The sequence below is a fragment of the Granulimonas faecalis genome (assembly GCF_022834715.1).
In the GTDB taxonomy this organism is placed as follows: Bacteria; Actinomycetota; Coriobacteriia; order Coriobacteriales; family Atopobiaceae; genus Granulimonas; species Granulimonas faecalis.
In genome coordinates, this window is record NZ_BQKC01000001.1 from 1,461,781 (window position 1) to 1,480,317 (window position 18,537).

The 18,537-nt window shown below is 74.1% G+C and carries 21 protein-coding genes; all 21 read left to right on the forward strand.

Annotated elements, in window-relative coordinates; translation table 11 throughout:
• Positions 1-15: 15 nt before the first annotated feature.
• The 21 genes from OR600_RS06680 (at position 16) to OR600_RS06780 (ending at position 18,519) form a co-directional block, all read left to right on the forward strand.
• Positions 16-156, forward strand: a complete 141-nt coding sequence (locus OR600_RS06680; protein WP_168354127.1) for a hypothetical protein — start codon at positions 16-18, stop codon at positions 154-156.
• 103 nt (positions 157-259) lie between these two features.
• Positions 260-577, forward strand: a complete 318-nt coding sequence (locus OR600_RS06685; RefSeq protein WP_135978987.1) for a hypothetical protein — start codon at positions 260-262, stop codon at positions 575-577.
• Complete coding sequence (locus tag OR600_RS06690) at positions 574-1,146, forward strand: ParB N-terminal domain-containing protein (protein WP_265590875.1); 573 nt, start codon at positions 574-576, stop codon at positions 1,144-1,146. The genes OR600_RS06685 and OR600_RS06690 overlap by 4 nt, the downstream gene beginning before the upstream one ends.
• A 17-nt stretch (positions 1,147-1,163) precedes the next feature.
• Entirely contained in the window at positions 1,164-1,844 is a 681-nt protein-coding gene (locus OR600_RS06695) for a DNA-methyltransferase (RefSeq protein WP_265590876.1), read from the forward strand.
• Positions 1,845-1,913: 69 nt separating this feature from the next.
• Positions 1,914-3,548, forward strand: coding sequence for a PBSX family phage terminase large subunit (locus OR600_RS06700; RefSeq protein WP_265590877.1), 1,635 nt, complete (start codon positions 1,914-1,916; stop codon positions 3,546-3,548).
• Positions 3,549-3,558: 10 nt separating this feature from the next.
• Positions 3,559-4,944, forward strand: coding sequence for a hypothetical protein (locus OR600_RS06705; protein WP_265590878.1), 1,386 nt, complete (start codon positions 3,559-3,561; stop codon positions 4,942-4,944).
• A gap of 3 nt (positions 4,945-4,947) precedes the next feature.
• Positions 4,948-6,450 (forward strand): phage minor capsid protein, encoded by a 1,503-nt coding sequence (locus tag OR600_RS06710; protein WP_265590879.1) that lies wholly within the window; start codon positions 4,948-4,950, stop codon positions 6,448-6,450.
• Positions 6,450-6,635, forward strand: coding sequence for a hypothetical protein (locus tag OR600_RS06715; RefSeq protein WP_168354126.1), 186 nt, complete (start codon positions 6,450-6,452; stop codon positions 6,633-6,635). The genes OR600_RS06710 and OR600_RS06715 overlap by 1 nt, the downstream gene beginning before the upstream one ends.
• Positions 6,632-6,967 (forward strand): YjcQ family protein, encoded by a 336-nt coding sequence (locus OR600_RS06720; protein WP_168354125.1) that lies wholly within the window; start codon positions 6,632-6,634, stop codon positions 6,965-6,967. Before OR600_RS06715 ends, OR600_RS06720 begins: the two co-directional genes overlap by 4 nt.
• A gap of 130 nt (positions 6,968-7,097) precedes the next feature.
• Positions 7,098-7,649, forward strand: coding sequence for a hypothetical protein (locus OR600_RS06725; RefSeq protein ID WP_135978982.1), 552 nt, complete (start codon positions 7,098-7,100; stop codon positions 7,647-7,649).
• A 6-nt stretch (positions 7,650-7,655) separates the two neighbouring features.
• The gene (locus tag OR600_RS06730) at positions 7,656-8,585 is read left to right on the forward strand and encodes a major capsid protein (protein ID WP_265590880.1); all 930 of its coding nucleotides are present in this window, start codon (positions 7,656-7,658) and stop codon (positions 8,583-8,585) included.
• 10 nt (positions 8,586-8,595) lie between these two features.
• Complete coding sequence (locus OR600_RS06735; RefSeq protein ID WP_135978980.1) at positions 8,596-8,928, forward strand: head-tail connector protein; 333 nt, start codon at positions 8,596-8,598, stop codon at positions 8,926-8,928.
• Positions 8,925-9,233 carry a hypothetical protein gene (locus OR600_RS06740; protein ID WP_168354124.1) on the forward strand — a complete coding sequence of 103 codons (309 nt, stop codon included), beginning with the start codon at positions 8,925-8,927 and terminating at the stop codon, positions 9,231-9,233. Before OR600_RS06735 ends, OR600_RS06740 begins: the two co-directional genes overlap by 4 nt.
• On the forward strand, positions 9,224-9,595 hold the full coding sequence (locus OR600_RS06745) for a minor capsid protein (protein ID WP_265590881.1): 372 nt from the start codon (positions 9,224-9,226) through the stop codon (positions 9,593-9,595). Before OR600_RS06740 ends, OR600_RS06745 begins: the two co-directional genes overlap by 10 nt.
• Before the next feature lies 1 nt (position 9,596).
• Positions 9,597-10,088: a hypothetical protein gene (locus OR600_RS06750; RefSeq protein ID WP_265590882.1), complete on the forward strand. Its 492-nt coding sequence runs from the start codon at positions 9,597-9,599 to the stop codon at positions 10,086-10,088.
• A gap of 12 nt (positions 10,089-10,100) precedes the next feature.
• Complete coding sequence (locus OR600_RS06755; RefSeq protein WP_265590883.1) at positions 10,101-10,688, forward strand: hypothetical protein; 588 nt, start codon at positions 10,101-10,103, stop codon at positions 10,686-10,688.
• 100 nt (positions 10,689-10,788) lie between these two features.
• On the forward strand, positions 10,789-11,196 hold the full coding sequence (locus OR600_RS06760) for a hypothetical protein (RefSeq protein ID WP_265590884.1): 408 nt from the start codon (positions 10,789-10,791) through the stop codon (positions 11,194-11,196).
• Positions 11,197-11,204: 8 nt separating this feature from the next.
• Positions 11,205-11,804: a Gp15 family bacteriophage protein gene (locus OR600_RS06765; RefSeq protein WP_135978975.1), complete on the forward strand. Its 600-nt coding sequence runs from the start codon at positions 11,205-11,207 to the stop codon at positions 11,802-11,804.
• A 12-nt stretch (positions 11,805-11,816) separates the two neighbouring features.
• Positions 11,817-15,890: a phage tail protein gene (locus OR600_RS06770; RefSeq protein ID WP_265590885.1), complete on the forward strand. Its 4,074-nt coding sequence runs from the start codon at positions 11,817-11,819 to the stop codon at positions 15,888-15,890.
• The gene (locus tag OR600_RS06775; RefSeq protein WP_135978973.1) at positions 15,887-16,732 is read left to right on the forward strand and encodes a hypothetical protein; all 846 of its coding nucleotides are present in this window, start codon (positions 15,887-15,889) and stop codon (positions 16,730-16,732) included. Before OR600_RS06770 ends, OR600_RS06775 begins: the two co-directional genes overlap by 4 nt.
• Positions 16,723-18,519, forward strand: coding sequence for a hypothetical protein (locus OR600_RS06780; protein ID WP_265590886.1), 1,797 nt, complete (start codon positions 16,723-16,725; stop codon positions 18,517-18,519). Before OR600_RS06775 ends, OR600_RS06780 begins: the two co-directional genes overlap by 10 nt.
• The last annotated feature ends 18 nt before the right edge of the window (positions 18,520-18,537 follow it).

Here is an 18,537-nt window from a genome sequence, read left to right on the forward strand (position 1 = left end):
GCGGCCGGGATCCCGGTGCCCACGTGCCTGCTGTGGGCCGCCTGGGACGTCCGGGCGGCCCACCCCGCCGCGGCGGGGCTCTGCGCCCTGGCGGTGGCGGCGGCGTGCGTGTGGGTCGCGGTGACGGCGTGGATGGGGGCGGTGCACGGTGGCTGAGCGCGTCGGGACCGGAGATGGGGCATTTGCCCCATCCACAGAAAGCACACAGAAATCTCCAAGGCCCCTGTACCGGCTCTGGACGCCGGGCGAGCTCGGGCGGGTGCTCGCCCACCCGGAGATGACCGCGGCGGAGCTCGCGGCGATGCTGCCGGGGCGCACGGCCAAGGCGGTCAGGCGCATCCGGGAGCGCCACGGCAGGCGCGCCGCCGGCTCCACGCCGGCGTGCCGGTGCTGCGACGCGCGCCCGGTGTGGGAGGAGAGCCCGCGGGCCCGGCGCATGGGGCTCTGCAAGGGGTGCTACCTGGACGAGATGGAGCGGCGCTCGGCTGAGGACGCGAGGGCCGGCGCCCTGCGCAAGCGGATGCACGACGCGAGGGCCCGCGAAGCGCGGGCCAAGCGCGGGAAAGGAGAGGCATGACCATGCGGGTGAGGGAGGTGCCCATCGGGGACGTGGTGCCCTACGAGGGCAACCCCAGGGACAACGAGGCGGCGGTGCCGGCGGTGGCCGAGAGCCTCAGGGAGTTCGGTTGGCGCCAGCCCATCGTGGTGGACGCCGACATGACGGTGGTCTGCGGCCACACGCGCCTCAAGGCCGCCCGGCGCCTCGGCATGGAGACGGTGCCGGTGGTGGTGGCCGACGACCTCACGGCCGAGCAGGTGGCGGCCTACAGGCTCGCCGACAACCGCACCGCGGAGCTCGCCGAGTGGGACCTCGACCTGCTGGGCCAGGAGCTCGACGGCCTGACCGACCTCGACATGGGCCGCTTCGGCTTCGACGGCTTCGAGGATGCGCTCAAGACCCCCGAGGAGCAGATCGCCGACGTGGCGGAGGACGAGGTGCCTGGCCCCGACGAGGTGGAGCCGAGGTGCCGCCCCGGCGAGCTCTGGCGCCTCGGGGACCACCTGCTGCTCTGCGCCGACGCGACCGACGCCGAGGCGGTGGACCGCCTGCTCGGGGGGGGGGGGAGTCCGTTGACCTCCTCCTGACCGACCCGCCCTACGGCGTGGCCTACACCGGCGGCACCGTCGAGGGGCCCACCATCGAGAACGACGACATGGAAGACGAAGCCTTCACCGGGTTCCTGACCGCGGCGCTCTCCTGCGCCCTCGCCCACATGCGGCCCGGGGCGTCCTTCTACCTCTGGCACGCAGACACCCGCCGGGACCCGTTCACGAGGGCCCTCGACGCCTGCGGCGCCCGGGCCCGCCAGGTGCTCGTGTGGGTGAAGGGCTCCTTCGCCCTCGGCCGCCAGGACTACCGGTGGCAGCACGAGCCGTGCCTCTACGGCTGGAAGGAGGGGGCCGCCCACTACTTCGACCCGAGCCGCAGCGAGTCCACCGTCATCGAGGACGTGGACCTGGGGTCGCTCACCAAGGCCCAGCTGCTAGAGCGCCTGCGGGCGGTCTGCGCGGGGCCCTCCACGGTCGTCCGTTGCGAGAGGCCGCCGAGGAGCGCCGAGCACCCGACCATGAAGCCCGTGCGGCTCATCGCCTACCTCATGGCCAACAGCTCGCGCAGGGGCGACACGGTGCTCGACCCGTTCGTGGGCTCGGGGACCACCGTCGTGGCCTGCGAGCAGATGGGCCGGGCGTGCCGCGCCATGGAGCTGGACCCGAGGTACTGCGACGTCGCCATAGGGCGCTGGGAGCGGCTCACCGGCGGCACGGCCGTCAGGGAGGGTTGACCGGGAGGCCCCTGCGGGGGCCTTTCCCATGGGGCGGGGAGGGCGTGACAGGGGCCGGATGATGGGCCCATGGCGACGAAGAAGAGGGACCCCAGGGACAACTTGAACCCGCCCATCCGCACCAGCGAGGAGGCCAGGCGCCTCGGCGCCAGGGGCGGCCGGCGCTCCGGCGAGGTGCGCCGCGCCCGGCGGAGCCTGCGCGACCTCGCCCTCGACATCATCGACTCCCCCGCCCCGCCCAAGCTCGCGGCCCAGGTGCGCACCATCGCCCCGGGACTCGACGAGGTGACCACGGGGGCCGTCATGCTCGCCGGGCAGGTCAACGCGGCGGCCAACGGCAACGCCCAGGCCTTCCGCGCCGTCACCGAGCTGGCGGGCGTCGACGGAGGCGGGGACGCCGGGGAGGACCGCCCGTGGGCGGCCGACATGGCCCTGCTCATCGGGCGGGACTTCGTGGACGCCCACCGCGGCCTCGCGTCCGGCGAGGCCTGCGACCTGTGGCTGCCGGGCGGGCGCGGCTCGCTCAAGAGCTCATTCGCCTCGCTGGAGATCGCCTGCGGCCTCATGCGGGACCCCGACGCCAACGCCCTGGTCATCCAGAGCCGCCGGGTGAACCTGCGCGACGCGTCCATGGCCCAGATGCTCTGGGCCTTCGACCGCCTCGGCGTGGCCGACCTGTGGGTGCCCACGGGCTCCACCCTGCGCATCAACAACCGCGAGACCGGCCAGGCGGTCGTCTTCCGGGGATGCGACGAGCCCAAGAAGCTGAAGTCCATCAAGCTCAGACGCGGCCACTGGCGCTACCTCTGGGTCGAGGAGGCCGACCTCCTGCGCGGCATGGCGGAGGTGCGCTCCGTCCGCCAGACGGTCAGCCGCTCCCCCGTGCCGGTGCAGCGCCTCTACACCTTCAACCCGCCGAGGACCCGCGACAGCTGGGCCAACGCCGAGGTGGCGAGGGTGCGCAGCGCCCCCGCCCCGGGGGAGGCCGTGGTCGACTCCTGCTACACCGACGCCCCGCCCGAGTGGCTCGGCGAGCAGTTCGTGGCCGACGCCGAGGCGCTCCGGGCGGCGGACCCCGAGGCCTACCGCCACGAGTACCTGGGCGAGGCCGTGGGCTACGGGGCCGAGGTCTTCCCCCGGGCCGAGGTGCGCGAGCCCACGGCCGAGGAGCTGGTCGGGGCGTCCATGCAGCTCTACGGCGTGGACTGGGGCTTCTCCCAGGACCCGTTCTGTTGGGTGCGCCTGGCCTACGACCCGAGGGCGCGGGCCCTCTACGTGCTGGACGAGGTCTCGGGACGCGGCATGTCCAACGCCGGGGCGGCCGAGGCCGTGGCGGCGAGGATGCGCCTGGCCGTGACGGCAGACGGGGCCGAGGCCCTGCCGGCCGAGCCGTTCGCCGAGGTGTGGTGCGACAGCGCCGAGCCCAAGAGCGTGGCGGACTTCCGCGAACTGGGGGTCCGGGCCCAAAGGGCGCCGAAGCAGGGGGCCAACTCCGTGCGCTCCGGCGTCCGCTGGCTCCAGCAGCGCTCGCGCATCGTCGTGAGCCCGTCCTGCCGCCTGGCGGCCGCCGAGTTCCCGGCCTACTCCTACGCCCTGGACGCCGATGGCAGGGCCACGTCGCTGCTGCCCGACGCCGGCAACCACGCCATCGACGCCGCCCGTTACGCGGTTTGCACGCTGGTCGCCGACAGAAGGTTCGTGTAGGGAGGCCGCCGTGGCGAGGGTGACGAGCAAGGGCGTGGACTGCCGCAAGCCGGAGTGGGCGCTGAGGGAGCTCAGGGGCATGGGGCTGTCCCCGGACACGTCCATGGACGACATGCAGGAGCGCTGGCGCAGCTGGTGGAGCTGCGACAACCCGTTCTACACGGCGGGCTACGATATGGGCGAGAGCCTGGAGCCCGAGGAGCGCATCAGCCTGCGCCCGGCCCAGATGGTGGCCGAGGAGTGGCCGGCCCTGATCATGACCGACGGCACCGAGCTGCGGGCCGACGACCCCGGCATGGCCGCGTGGATAGGCCGGGCCATGCCGGACTGGGTGGACGACAACGCCGACTTCGTGGCCCAGGCCTTCGCCCTGGGCTGCGGCGCGTGGACGGTGGCCGTGGACGGCCTCGGGGGCTCGCCCGCCACGTCGCTGGAGCGCCACCCGGCGTGGGCCACGGTCCCGCTGGAGGGCGAGGGCGTGGCCACCCTTGCCCGGGTGTCCGTCGGGGGGCGCCCCCTGGACCGCCTGCAGGTCCACGCCCCGGACCCGGACACCGGCCACTACCGCGTCCGGACCCGGCTGTTCACCGTGGACGGCCACCGGGAGGTGGCCAGCGACGAGGTGGCCGCCGACGTGGACACCGGGCAGCCACTGCCCACCTACGCGATCGTGCGCCCCAGCCGCTCCAACCCCTACAGCGCCTACTCCCAGGCCGGCGTGTCCTGCTTCGACAGCGCCCTGGACGCCGTGCGGGTGGTGGACGAGAGCTACAACCAGCTCTACTGGCAGGTGCGCGTGAGCCTGCCCCGCGTCTTCGTGGACGAGGCCGCCCTGGCCCGCGACCCGGAGACCGGGACGCCCTTGGGCCGGGCCACGGTGGACCACGTCATCTTCCGGGCCGTGCGCAGCGTCGAGGGGGCGCCGGTGTCCGTGTACAACCCCGACACCCACGTGGGCGACATGGTGGCCTCCCTGGACTGCGCCCTGTCCACCCTCGGCCTCAAGGCCGGGTTCGGCCAGGACTACTTCTCCTTCGACCGGGCCAGCGGCCTCAAGACGGCCACCGAGGTGGTGAGCGACAACGCCGCCCTCATGCGCAACGTGCGCCGCCACGAGAACGCCATCGAGGCCGCCCTGACCTCCGTGGTGCGGGCCGCCTACGCCACCGAGGAGGCCCTGAACGGCCGCCCCCTGGCAGAGGTCCCCCACCCCTCCGTGACGTGGGACGACTCGGTGGTGACCGACACCGAGGCCGAGCGGGCGACGATGAAGGACGACATCGCCCGGGGCCTCTGCCCCGCCTGGCTCTACCCGGCCAGGTACTACGGCATGGACGAGGCCGAGGCCCGGGCCTTCACCGGCGACGCGGCCGCCGGCCTGCCGGACCTGGGGTAGGCCGTGGCCAAGCCCGGGTTCTTCGAGTACGTGGCCGACCGCCTGGTGTCCGGCGCCGAGTCCGAGCTGGCGGCGCGCCTCACCTCCGAGGCCCTGCGGATGCTGGCCGAGGGCGTGGCGGAGCCGGACCGCTACGCGGTGCTGGCGAGGCTGTGCCCCCAGGCGCTGTCGGCCGTGCTGGCCGAGGCGGGACCGTCCGTGGAGCGCGAGGCGTCGGCCGCCCTGGCCGAGGCCCTGGCGGCCGAGGAGGAGGCGCTCGACGCCGAGATGGGGGCCGGGAGGCCCGGCGTGGCCGCCGAGATCTCGGCCGGGGCCAAGGCCGGGGTCGAGCAGATAATCCGACGCCAGAACGTGGCCATGGCCGACGACCTGGCGCGGCTCTGGTACCGGGTGGCCGGGAAGGCCGTGGCCCGGACGCTCCAGGGCGACTCGCGCCGCGCCGTCATGGAGGACGCCGTGAGGGCGCTCGCCGACAAGGGCCTGGAGACCGTGGACTACGCCAGCCGCCGGCGCACGTCCGTCGACGCCGCCACCCGCCGCCACATGGTCACCCAGGCCTCACAGGCGAGGGCGCGCCTGCTGGTCCAGCGCTGCGACGAGCACGGCGTGGCCCTCGTCTTCACGAGCGCCCACTACGGGGCCCGCCCGTCCCATGCCGCGTGGCAGGGGAAGGCCTACGGGCTCCACGGCCCGGTGACGGTGGGCGGCGTCCGGTACCCCGGCCTCGCCGAGGCCACGGGCTACGGCGGCGTGGCCGGCCTCTGCGGCGCCAACTGCCGCCACACCTTCCACCCCTACTCGCCGGGCGGCACGAGGCTCCCGGACACTCGGTTCGAGGCCGAGGAGGACGCCTTCGGCCAGACCAGCGACGAGCGCTACGCCGCCCTGCAGCGCCAGCGGGAGCTGGAGCGCCGGGTGCGCAAGTACAAGCGCCGGGTGGCCATGGGCCAGGAGTCCGGCCTCGACATGGCCGCGGACCGGGCCAGGCTCGGCCGGGCCCAGGCCGAGGTCAGGGCGTGGTGCAAGGCGAACGGGCTTCCTCGCCGCTACGACCTGGAGCGGGCCTACGGGGTCAGGGAGCAGCCGAGGGCGCTCAGGGAGACCCCCGAGCAGCGGGCCAAAAGGCAGATAGCCGAGCTCAAGGCGGCCGGTAAGGCGCATGTCCACGAGGCTGCCCAGAACAAGCACGTGCCGGGCACCAAGGAGTTCGAGGACAGGCGCCGGTCCCTGGGGGCCAAGGCGATGAAGACGGGTGCGGCGGCCTACCCGTCCCAAAGTCACCTCACCGGTACCCCCGAGGAGGTCTGCCGCATGGTCGAGCGGGCCGTGGGGACCGGGGAGCCGCTGATAGGCCGTGACGGGAGGTGGACCGGGAGGGAGCTGGTCGACATCGGCCGCGGCATCGGGTTTGTGGTGGATGTCGACGGCACCGAGACCCCCGCCGGCAGTATTACAATTCATTACAGCAAGCGCGGCGTGCACGGCGTGCCGAGGAGGGCAGAGTGATGGACATCAGGGAGGCGTGGGGGCTTGCCGGGAAGAGGCTGCGCATCACGTTCACGGACGGGCAGGTGATCGTTGGCGGCTTCACGCCGGAATCCGACAGCTACGACTTCGCGTACCTCGTCAACGACGAGCACGCCTACGGAATACGGCTCGACGAGATAGAGAAATGGGAGGTCGTGCAATGAGGCCGGAGAGCAGGGACATCTACCGCATCCTCAAGGGGCTCGCCGACGGCGTGGGGGACGAGGAGTTCGACGGCAGGGCGTTCCTCTGCTCCATGGGCGACCGCATGGGCGACGCCAGGGCCGACGACATCGTGGCCATGGCCGTGGAGGAGGGGCTCGTCGCGGGCGTCGAGGTGCGCCACTTCGTGGACAGGCGCGGCCCCACGGTGGTCCCCATAGACCCGCGCATAACGCTCAAGGGCATCCAGTTCCTCGAGGAGAACTCCCTTATGAGGAGAGCGGCGCAGGCCGCCAGCGGAATCGCCGACGTGGCCGGGGCCGCCGGCCTCTAGCTCCGCAACCACAACCGAGCCGAACCGAGGGCCCCGCGAGGGGCCCCTTCCCGTGCGCCCCGTTACCGCGCCCCGACACTGCATGGCGACGGCGGGGGAAGGCCCCGCCCCATCGTGGACGGGAGGGAGCATGGCCGGAGACAACCCGATCGCCGCAGCCGCGGGCGAGGGCGCGAAGCCCCAGGACCCCAAGGCCGGGGAGGGCACGAGGCCCCAGGAGCCGCAGGCGCAGGGTGAGGCAGCCCAGGAGGCCGCCGCGGGCGAGGGCGCGAAACCCCAGGACCCCAAGGCGGCGGAGGCGGCCGCGAGCGACCACAAGCTGGAGGCGGACTACCGCCGCGCCCAGAAGACCGTGGCGGAGCTGCGCGCGAGGCTCGCCGAGCGCGACGGCCAGGCCAAGACCGTCGAGGAGCGGGTGGCGGCGCTCGAGCGCGAGCTCGCCGAGAGCCGCGCCGAGGCCGAGGCCGAGCGCGCCAACGCGGCGCTTGCGGCGGCCGGCTGCTTGGACCCCGAACTGGGGCGGGCGGCGCTGGCCTCCTTCGACGGAGACGTGGCCTCGCTCAAGGCGGCCAAGCCCTACCTCTTCAGGGCCCAGGCCAAGGGCACCGGGCGCCCCGTGGGCGCCGCCGGCGCCGGGCCCGCCCGCAGCATCCACGAGGCAGTGAGCGACTACCGAAAGTAGGAAACCATGATCACACTGGCTGAGCTGGCGAAGAACGCCGACGACAAGCTCGTGCAGGGGTTCGTGAACGAGGTGATCACCGACTCGGCACTCCTGGACTCCCTGCAGTTCGACAACTGCGTGGAGGCGGGGGGCTCGACCCTCGTCTACGGCTACAAGCGCGTCACCGGCGGCCTCACCGCCGCATTCCGCGAGCTCAACGCCGAGCCCGCGGCATCCGACCTCACCTTCGAGCGCGTGACCACCACGCTCGCCATCCTGTCCGACAAGTGGTCCATGGACCGCGTCGCCCAGGCCGCGGCCCCCGACCTCTACGAGCAGTACCTGACCGAGTCCAAGTGCGCCATCGTCCGCGCCTTCACCAAGGAGTTCATCAACGGCGCCCCCAAGGCCGCGGCAGGCAACGGCCCTGCCGTGCTCGGCTTCGAGGGCATGGCCAAGCTCCTCGCCGGCGGCGCCACCGAGAAGACCGCCGCCGCCGACATCTCCACGGTGACCCAGGCCTCCGCCCTGGCCTTCGCCGAGGACCTCGACGGCATGCTCTCCAGCCTCATGCGTCAGCCCGACCTGCTCCTGGTCTCCAGCGCCACCAAGGTCAAGATCAACGCGGTCTGCCGCGCCCTCGGCCTCGGCACCACCACCGCCGACGAGGCGGGCCACCAGGTGGCCTCCTGGAACGGCATCCGCATCGAGGAGGTGCGCGACGCCGCGGTCTGCGGCACCGACGTCTACGCCGTCTGCCTGGGCATGGACGCCGTGCACGGCGTGACCCTCAAGGGGGACTCCGCCGTGACCGTCAGCGTCCCCGACTGGTCGGCTCCCGGCGCGGTCAAGAGCGGCGACGCCGAGTTCGTGTGCGGCGTGGCCGTGAAGAACACCCGCGCCGCCGGCGTGCTGCACCAGGCGGCCGCCGCGGCCAAGGCCTCCGCGAAGTAAGGGGGAGGCCATGGCGGTCCCGACCCTGACCTACGAGCGCTACGCGGAGCGCCACCTCGGCCGCCTCGACAGGGAGGCCTTCGAGGCCGCCCTGCCGGCGGCGACGGCCCGCCTCACGGGCCTCACCGGTGACGACGTGCCCGAGCGCCACGAGCCCCGGTGGCTCGACGCCCTCGGGGTCCTGTGCGACCGGGTGGCCCAGGGCAGGGCCGCCAACGTCACGAGCGAGCGCGTGGGCGAGACCACGCTCTCCTTCGACGCGGCGGCCTCCGGGGCCTGCGACTACGACGTGGTGCGCCCCTACCTCGCCCCCACCGGCCTCCTCTGGCAGGGGGTCCGGTGAGCGCCCTGCGCGGCGACGCGGCCACCTTCTGGCGCCGCTCCGGCGACGGGTGGGAGCGCCGCGTGGCCCGCGGGTGCCGGGTGGAGGGGGCCCTCTCCTCCTCCACCGCCGCCGTGGGGCCCGACGCGTCCCCGAAGCTCTCGGTCTACGTGTTCGGGGAGGCCCCCTTCGCCGAGCCCGGCGGCTACTGCATGGCCGGCGAGCACGGCGGGGACGAGCCCCCGGCCGGGGCCCTCCGCGTCGGGGCCGTGCGCCCCTACACCCTCGGGGGCCTCCCCCACCACGTGGAGGTGGTGTGCCCGTGAGGTGCGCGCTCAAGAGCATCGACCTGTCCCGGGCCAGGGAGCGGCCGGGCAGGGCCGCCGGGGCGGCGCTGTTCGTGACGGCGGAGAACGTCCTGTCCGACTGCACGCCCCGGGTCCCCAAGCTGTCGGGGGCCCTCAGGGGCAGCGGGCGCACCCGGGCCGCGGGCGACCTCAGGGTCGTCGTGGAGTGGGGCACCGACGCCGACACGGCGGCCTACGCGAGGCCGCAGTACTACGGCAACTTCAACCACCCCAACCAGCCGGGGGTCCAGAGCCCGGCCCGGTGGTTCGACGAGGCGGAGAGGGAGGACGGCCGGCGCTGGGTCCAGCTGTTCGACCACGAGTTGAAGGCGAGGGTGTGAGATGGCGGACGCGAAGGAGGGGGTCCTAAGGGCCCTCGGGGCGAACCCGGCGGCCCCGGCGCCTGGCGAGGAGGCGGCCCAGGCCCGCGTGGCCGAGGCCGTGACGGCGTGGGTGGCGGGCGTCCTCGGCGACGGGGTGCGCACCACCTACGGCGAGCTCTGCCCCATGGACGGGGTGGACGCGGCCGAGGTGGCGGCCACCGGGGCCGACCCTGTGGTGCGCCGGTTCGTCTCCGGAGGCGGCATCTACCGCTTCGGCTACGACGTCTTCCTGCGCACCTGCCCGCGCTCCTCAGGGGCCCGAATCGACGCGCTGGGCGTGCTCGGCCGCCTCGCCGACGCCGTGGAACACGGCGGGCTGCCGGACGCGGCGGGCGTCTCGTGGGCCGGCCATACCCTCACCCGCGCCCCCTGCCTCTACGCCGTGGACCCCCACGGCAACGAGACCTACCAGATGTCGGCCCAAGCGACCTACCTGGTGCCGAGCGACTAGAAAGGCGAGACCATGACCACGACGGACCGCTCCATCATCGAGAGCTACAAGGTCGGCCACTACATCAAGTTCAACGACGCCGGGACCCCGGCCTACGTCAAGTGCACCGAGGTGAACACGGCCGAGACCGAGCGCGAGGCCGCCGAGTACAGCCCCGAGTGGATCGACTACGAGGTGCAGCCCACCTACTCCACCGGCTCCAAGGACACCATCACGCTGGAGATCTCCCTTCTGGGCCCCGGCGGCATCCAGAAGGAGCTCTACCTGCGCGAGGACGACCGCAACATCCCCGTGGAGTACGTGCGAACCCTGGCCTACGACTTCGAGAAGGGCGCGCCGTGCCCCGCCAACGCCCTCACGGCCAAGCACGCCCACGGCGTGCTCAACGTCCAGCCCCTGACCACCGAGGCCTCCAGCGCCGCCGTCATCACCGCGACGCTCTCGGTGACCACCTCCTACGACCGCGGCACCTTCGACCCGGGCGCCCTGGCCTTCGCCCCGGCCGGGGGGGGCGGCGACGGCGCCGGGGGCAGCACGGGCGGCCAGCCCGGCATCGGGGACGGCGGGGGCCAGCCCGACGCGGGCGGCGACACGGAGTGACCGTCAGGGGCGGCGCCTTCGGGCGACCGCCCCTTTCCCTCGCCGCGTTACCGCCCCTGCACCATGGGCGGCGACACGACGCGACGAGGGAGGAGCCCCCATGACCGCACGCAAGGCAAAGGCGACGCTCGCCTACGACCTGCCCGCCACCCCGACCCTGGCGGTGACCGTCGGGGGCGAGGCCTACGAGGCCCGCCTGGGGGTGCTGGCCGGGATGCTGGACCTGCCGGGCCTCGTGGACGGCTGGCGCGCCCTGGCCGAGGCCGGCGGCGACGTGGCCGAGGTCTCGGCCCGCGTCGAGGAGCTGGACGAACGCACCCGCTCGGTGGTGGCCTCGGTCTTCGGTGAGGAGGGGGCCGGGCGCCTGGTGGGCGGGCCCCACCGCCTGGACGTGGCCCGCATGGTGGCCGTGCTGGGGGTGGTGGCCGACGTGCTGGCCTCCCCCGAGGCGGCCGCGGCCATGGAGGCAGCCATGCCCGACGTGCCCGACACCGCCGACGCCGACTAGGGGCGGCGGTGCTGCTCGTGGACGCCCTCCCCTCCACCGTGGAGGCGGGGGGCGTCTCGCTGCCGGTGTGCTGCGGCTTCCGGCGAAACGTGGCCGCCGAGCTGGTGGACCGCGACGCTCCGGGGGCGGCTTCCTCCCTGCTGTGGTGCCTCATGGCCACCCGCGGCCCCGACGGGCGCCGCTCGCTGCCCGAGGAGGTGGCGGCCGACCCGGCCCCGTGGCTGGCCGCCGCCCTGGAGTGGCACGACGCGGCCATGGGGGCCATGCCCTACGGCGACCCGCTGGCCCCCGATGCCCGGGCGGCCGACGGGCCCCGGACCTTCGACTGGGAGGCCGACGCGGCCCTGGTGACGGCGGACTTCCAGCGCCTCTACGGCCTCGACCTCACCGACCCGGCGTGCCAGGTGCACTGGCACCGCTTCTGCGCCCTGTTGCTGGCCGCCGTGCGCACCGAGGGGTCGCTGCTGTCCGCCGCCCTGTCGGCCCGCGCCCCGCTGGGCCCCGGGGCCGACCGCCATGCCCGGGCCGAGCACCGCAGGCGGGCCGAGGCCTGGGCGTTACCGCCCACCGAGGATGAGCTGAGGAAACGGGCCATGGAGTCGTTCTAGGGGGTATCCGCCGTGGACGGGACAATCGCCATCGAGGTGGTCGCCGACGTCTCCCGCTACATGCGGGAGCTCGACGGCCTCAGGGCCAAGAGCGACCGGGCCGTGGCCAACGTGTCCCGGGCCATGGAGAACGCCGGGTCCAAGGGCGAGGGGGCGGCCCGGCGCATGGGAGCCGCCTACGCCAAGGCCGGGCAGGCCGGGGCCGAGGGGGCCGAGAGGTGCGCCAGGGCCACGGCCCAGGCGGCCTCCTCGGCCACCGTGGACGCCGGCAGGTGGGAGTCCTTCTGCGGCCGGGTGGCCGCCTCCTACGGCGACGTGGGCAAGGGGGCGGCCTCCGGCGCGGCCGAGGCGTCGCGGGCCGCGCAGTCCATGGCCAGGGCGAACGAGGGCGTGGCCTCCTCGGCGGCCTCGGCCTCCGAGCGCGGGCGCCAGGCCTTCGGGCGCATGGCGGCCACGGCCTCGCTGCAGGCCGCGACGGTGCAGTCCCGCTTCCAGTGGGCCTTCCAGTCTCTGGCGGGCTCGGCGTCGGCCGGGGCCGGCCGGGCCGCCTCGGCGGTGCAGGGGGCCTTCTCCTCGGTCGCGGGCGCGGCCTCGTCGGCCGCGTCGCGGGTGTCCGGGGCGTTCCGGGGCGCGGCCTCGTCGGTGGCCTCTGCCTTCGGCTCCTCGAAGCTGGGCCAGGGCCTCTCGTCGCTGGCGGGCCGGGCGTCCGCCGTGGCGTCGCAGGTGGGCAGCTCCTTCAGGTTCATGGGCGGGTTCGCCACGGCCGCCTTCTCGGCCGTCGGCAGCGCCGCCGCCACGGCCTTCTCCGGCATATCGGCCCGGGCCTCCTCCCTGGCCTCGGCGGTGGGGCCCAGGCTCTCCGGGGCCTTCTCGGCCGTCGGCTCAAGGCTGCGGCCCCTGGCCGAGCAGGTGGGGACCGCCTTCTCCGGCATGGGCGAGAAGGTGGCCGGCTTCGCCTCCAAGGCGGTGTCGGCCGTGGGCGGGGCCGCCTCGAAGATAGGCTCCGCGGCCGTGGGCGCCCTGAAGGGCGTGGGCGCGGCCGTGGGGGCGGGCCTGGCCGCCGTGGGGACGGCGGCCGTGGCCTGCGGGGCCCAGGCCCTCAACGCCTACGCCAGCTACGAACAGCTGGCCGGCGGCGTGGAGACCCTGTTCGGCGCCGGCGGGCGCTCCCTGGAGGGGTACGCGGCCTCGGTGGGAAAGTCCACCGACGAGGCGGCCGCCGACTTCCAGCGGCTCCAGGCGTCCCAGGACGCGGTCTTCGCCAACGCCGAGAACGCCTACCGCACCGCGGGCATGAGCGCCAACCAGTACATGGAGACGGTGACCGGCTTCTCGGCCTCCCTCATCTCCAGCCTCGACGGCGACACCGCGGCGGCGGCCCAGGTGGCCGACCGAGCCATCCTCGACATGGCCGACAACGCCAACAAGATGGGCACCAACATCGGCGACATCCAGAACGCGTACCAGGGGTTCGCCAAGCAGAACTACACCATGCTCGACAACCTCAAGCTCGGCTACGGCGGCACCCAGGAGGAGATGCAGAAGCTCATCAAGGACGCCTCCCAGATGACCGACATCCAGTCGGAGCTGGGGGTCACCGTGGACGCCAGCTCGATGAGCTTCGCCAACTGCGTGAACGCCATCTCGGTCATGCAGAAGAAGATGGACATCACCGGCACCACGGCCAAGGAGGCCTCCGAGACCATCGAGGGCTCGGTCAACATGATGAAGGCCTCCTGGGAGAACTGGCTCGCCGCCCTGGGTCGCGACGACGTGGACATGGCCGACTACACCTCGAAGCTCATAACCTCGGTGCAGACCGTGGCGGGCAACGTCGTCCCCCGGGTCGCCGAGATCGTGACCGCGGCCTTCACCGAGATACCGGCGGCCCTGACATCGCTGTTCTCCACGCTGGGGCCGACGGTGCAGGAGTCCTTCGGGGCGCTGCTGCCGGCCATGCTGGAGGCGGCCCTGACCCTGGTGGGAGGCCTCGCCCAGGGCGTCCAGGCGGCCATGCCCGCGCTCGTCGAGGCCGTGGGGTCCCTAGTGGCACAGCTCTCCGAGAGCCTGCCGACGTTTTTGGCCAACCTCCTGCCCGGCGTGACGGCCCTGGTGGCCGGAATCGGCACCATGCTGGTGGAGAACCTGCCCCTGCTCGCGACGGCCGGCATGCAGCTCTTCACGGGCCTTCTGCAGTCGTTCTCCCAGGTGGTGCAGCTGCTCGCGCCGCAGGTGCCCGCGATGGTGCAGCAGCTGGGCGCGGCCCTGGTGGCGAACCTGCCCGCCCTCGTGCAGGCGGCGGTCGAGCTGTTCCTGGCCCTCGTCCAGGCGCTGCCCGTGGTCGTGCCCCAAGTGGCGAGCGCCCTCATAGCGGCCGTGCCGGTCCTCACCGGGGCCCTGCTGCAGAACCTGCCGGCCATCCTCCAGGCAGGGGTGCAGCTCTTCACGGGACTCGTGCAGGCGATACCGCAGATAATCCCCCAGCTGCTGTCGGCCGTGGGCGACATGCTCATGCAGGCCGGCCAGGCCATCGCGAGCACCGACTGGGGCCAGCTGGGCAGCGACCTGATACAGGGCCTCGTGAACGGCGTCACCGGGGCCATCGGCGGCCTCATGGACGGCATCGGCAGCGTCTGCGACACCCTCTGGAACGGCTTCTGCGACTTCTTCGGCATCCACTCCCCCTCCACCAGGATGGCCGGGGCCGGCGGGGACATCGACGCAGGCCTGCAGCAGGGCATCGAGGGCGGCGCCGGCGGGGTCACCGGGGCCATGCAGGGGGTGGCCGACGGGCTCACCTCCACCGTGGAGGGGGCCACCCCCGGCATGGGGGCGGCCGCGGACGCGGTGTTCGCGACGCTGCCGGCGGCCATGGCAGGTCCCGTCTCCCAGCTCTCGGCCCAGATGGAGCCGGCCCTGCAGGCCATCGCGGCGGCCGTGGCGGCCAACGCCCCCATGATGACCGAGGCGGGGACGGCCATGTTCGCCGGGCTCGTGGCAGCCGTCGGGCCAGCCATGGCGCCGCTGTCGGAGCAGGTGGCGCTGGCGCTGCAGGCGGCCGCGGCCCAGCTGCCGGCCTGCGCGCCGGCCTTCTCCGCCGCAGGGGCCCAGCTGGCCGCGTCCGTCGTGGCCGGCGTGGCCTCCGGCATGGCGGGGCTGCCCGTCGCGGTGTCGGCCGCCGTGACCGCGGCCGTGGGGGCGGCGGCCTCCGCCGCGGGGGCCATGGGGGCCGCCGGCCGGGCCATGGCGGCGCAGCTTTTGGGCGCCCTGCGCGCCGTGCAGGGGCCGGCGAGGGCCCAGATGCAGGCCTGCGCCGCCCAGGCCGTGCGGGCGGTGTCGTCCCAGGCGGGGCAGATGCAGAGCGCCGGCCGCTCCGTGGGGGTGTCCCTGGTCAACGGCCTGCGCTCGGTGCAGGCCCAGGCGGTGACGGCGGTCTCTGGCATGGTGACGGCCTGCGTGCGCGCGGTGTCCTCGGCCAACGGCCAGATGCGCTCGGCGGGCTCGGCCCTGGCCCGGGAGGCGGCCGCGGGCGTGTCGGCCGGCGCCGCCTCGGTGTCGGCCGCGGCCCAGGCCCTGGCCCGCGCGGCGGCCTCGGGCATGGGGACGCAGCAGGGCGCCGCGCGCGCCGCCGGGCGCAGGCTCTGCGACGGCATGGCGGCCGGCATATCCGACGGGCGCTCCTCGGTGGTCTCCGCCGCCGTGCGGGTGGCCCGGGAGGCCGTGGCCGCAGCCAAGCGCGAGCTGGGCGTGCACTCCCCCAGCCGTGTGTTCCGAGCCATCGGCCGCCAGGTCATGGCCGGCTGGGAGCTGGGAGAGTCCGACGGGTCGGCGTCGGTGGTGCGCACCGTGGCCGCCACGGCCCGGGCCCTGTCCGGCGCCGCCGTGCCCCCGGCCACGGGGGCCTCCGCCGTGGGGGCGGCGGGGCTGTCGGCGGCCCGCGCCGCGCAGGCCCCGTCGGCATCCGCAGCGGACCTGCGCCGGGTGCTCAAGGGCATCGACGCCGTGGCCGCCGCCGTGCGGGCGGGATCTGTCATCGAGATGGACGGCCGCGAGTTCGGCCGGGCGGTGAGGAGGTGCCAGGCATGAGCGCTCCGGTGAGCAGGGGCCTCGTCTACCGAAACCACCTGGGCGAGGAGCTGGCCATAGGAGGGCCGGGCACGGTCCACTACGGCGAGACCGACCTCTTCGACGCGGCGGCCTACGAGTACGAGACGGCCGGCGCCCGCGTGGCGTCGCGGTCCCTGGCCGCCTCGGAGCGCGAGCTGCCCTTGGTGCTGGCGGGCAGCTCCCCTGCGGGCCGCGACCGGGCCCGGCGGGTGCTGTCGGCCGACGCCCACGCAGGCGAGCTGGGAACGCTCTCCTACGGGGACTGGTCGGTGCCTGCGGTGGTGACGGCCCAGGCCCTGTCGGCGTGGTGGTTCGACGGCGGCGTGGAGGCCGACGCGCTGACGGTCCTTCTGCCCCGGCCCCTGTGGTGCCGCGAGGTGGCCCACGAGTTCCCGCTGCTGCCGGCGGCGGCCGCCGTGCCGGGCAGCGACTACCCAAAGCCCCACCCCTACGGCTACGGGCGCGGCGGGGCTTCCCACAGCGTCTCCGTGGACACCCTGGGGCCCGCCGAGTGGCTGTGGCGGGTGTGGGGGCCGGCCGCCGACCCCTACCTCATCGAGGACGGCAACCGCCACCAGGTCATGGTCACCGTGCCGGCCGGCAGCCGCCTGGAGCTGGACACCCGGGAGCGCACCATAGCCCTGATCGACGGGCTGGGCCGGCGCACCAACGTGCTCGGCAGCCGGGTGAGGGGCGCCGCCGGCAGCGGCACCTACGCCTTCAAGCGCCTTCCCCGGGGCACGGTGGGCCTGTCAACGCCGGGCAGCTTCGCCTACGACGTGGTGGTGTACGACGAGAGGGAGGCCCCGACGTGGACCTGACGCGCTACGAACTGATGTGCACCGGCCCCGACGGGGCCACCGACGCCTGCCGCCTGGCCGGATGCGAGCTGGACATGGCCGTGTCCGACGACCCCGACGACAACGACTTCACGCTCTCGTGCCCCGCCTCGGGCTTCGTGCCGGAGGTCGGCGCGGTGGTCTACGTGGAGGGCACCGAGATAGGGGGCGTCGTGGAGGGCCGCGGCGCGGACTCGGCCGCCGCGAGCGTGGACGTGGTGGGGCGCACCTGGAGCGGCCTCCTGGACGCCCGGGTGCTGAGGCCCCCCGCGGGCCAGGACTACCTGGCCTACTCCGGCGACGCGAGGGCCGTGGTGCGCCAGGTGCTGTCCGCCTGCGGGCTGGAGGGATGGTTCTGCTCCGCCCCCGGAAACTGCGGCACGGCCGTGTCCGGGCGCTTCGATCGCTACTGCACCGCGTGGTCGGGCCTGCGAAAGGAGCTGCGCCGCGCCGGCCTGCGCCTGTCGGCGTCCTGGGACGGGTCCCGCTGGGTGCTGGACGCCGTGGCCCGGCGCACCGTGGAGGTGGACGCCTCGGAGGCCCGGGTCACGAGCGACGCCGGACTCATGGCCTACAACCACCTGGTCTGCGCCGGGGAGGGCGAGCTCAAGGACCGCGTGGTGGTGGACCTCTACGCCGACGCCTCCGGGAAGGTGTCGGCGACCCAGACCCTCAAGGGGCGCCTGGAGCGCGCCGCCCTCTACGACCGCTCCAGCTCGGGCCGCGAGGAGCTGGTCAAGGACGGCACCGAGAAGCTCCAGGAGCTGCAGGCCACCCCCACCCTGTCGGTGGACCTGTCGGGCCTGTCGCTGTCGGCCGAGGTGGGCGACATGGTGGCCGTGACCGACGACGAGGGCGGCACCGAGGTGACGGCCGAGGTGACCCGCACCGTGGCCAAGGTCACCGACGGGGCGCTCAGGGTCTCCGTGGAGGGCGGCGACACCCGCCAGACCCGCTCCCTCACGGGGAGCTCCGAGCCGGAGACCGCGCGGGTGCTGCCGGTCCCTTCCGGCGGCACCGGCGGCTCGACGCGCCTGCAGGCCCTGGACAACCTGGCCTACCTCGGCACCAACCCCACCGAGGCCGCCACCGACACCATGGCCTTCTGGCGGGACAAGGGGACGGGCTACGCCTTCTACAGCCTCACCGGGAGGCTCCAGGGGCAACCCTCCCAGTGGGGGTTCCTCGTGTCCCGCGCCCAGGGCTCAGAGATCCACCAGGAGTTCTGGAGCCAGGCCGGAACCCTCGCCCACTACCACCGCAAGGCCAACGCCTCCACGACCACGATGCCGGGCTGGGTCATGGCCTACGACAGGAACACCCTCACCGGCGCCTCCGGCCTCATCCACGACGCCTTCGACGGGAACCTGACGAGCGGCACCCTGTGCTTCCCCGTCTTCACGCCCGGCTGGGCCGACGGCGGCTACATGAACGACTCCCAGCTGAGGGGCTACCTGGGGGTGGCCGCCACCGGCTGGCACGCCGTGACCAACGGCGGCTGGACCGTCAGGTACCGCAAGTTCGGCCCCATGGTGACCGTCACGGTCACGTCCGCCAACATCGCCGCCGGCACGTGGGCCCGGTGCGGGTGGGGCCTGCCCGCCGGCCACCGGCCGCCCGCCGACATCGTGGGGGCGGCCTACGGTCCGGACGCGGCCGGCAACAACGTGTGCCGCTACACCGTGGGGGCCGACGGGCGCCTGACGGCCCACCGCTACGGCAGCGGCACCACCCACGTCCAGTGGACCGTGACCTTCATGGTCGCCTAGCGGCGTTACCCCCGGCAG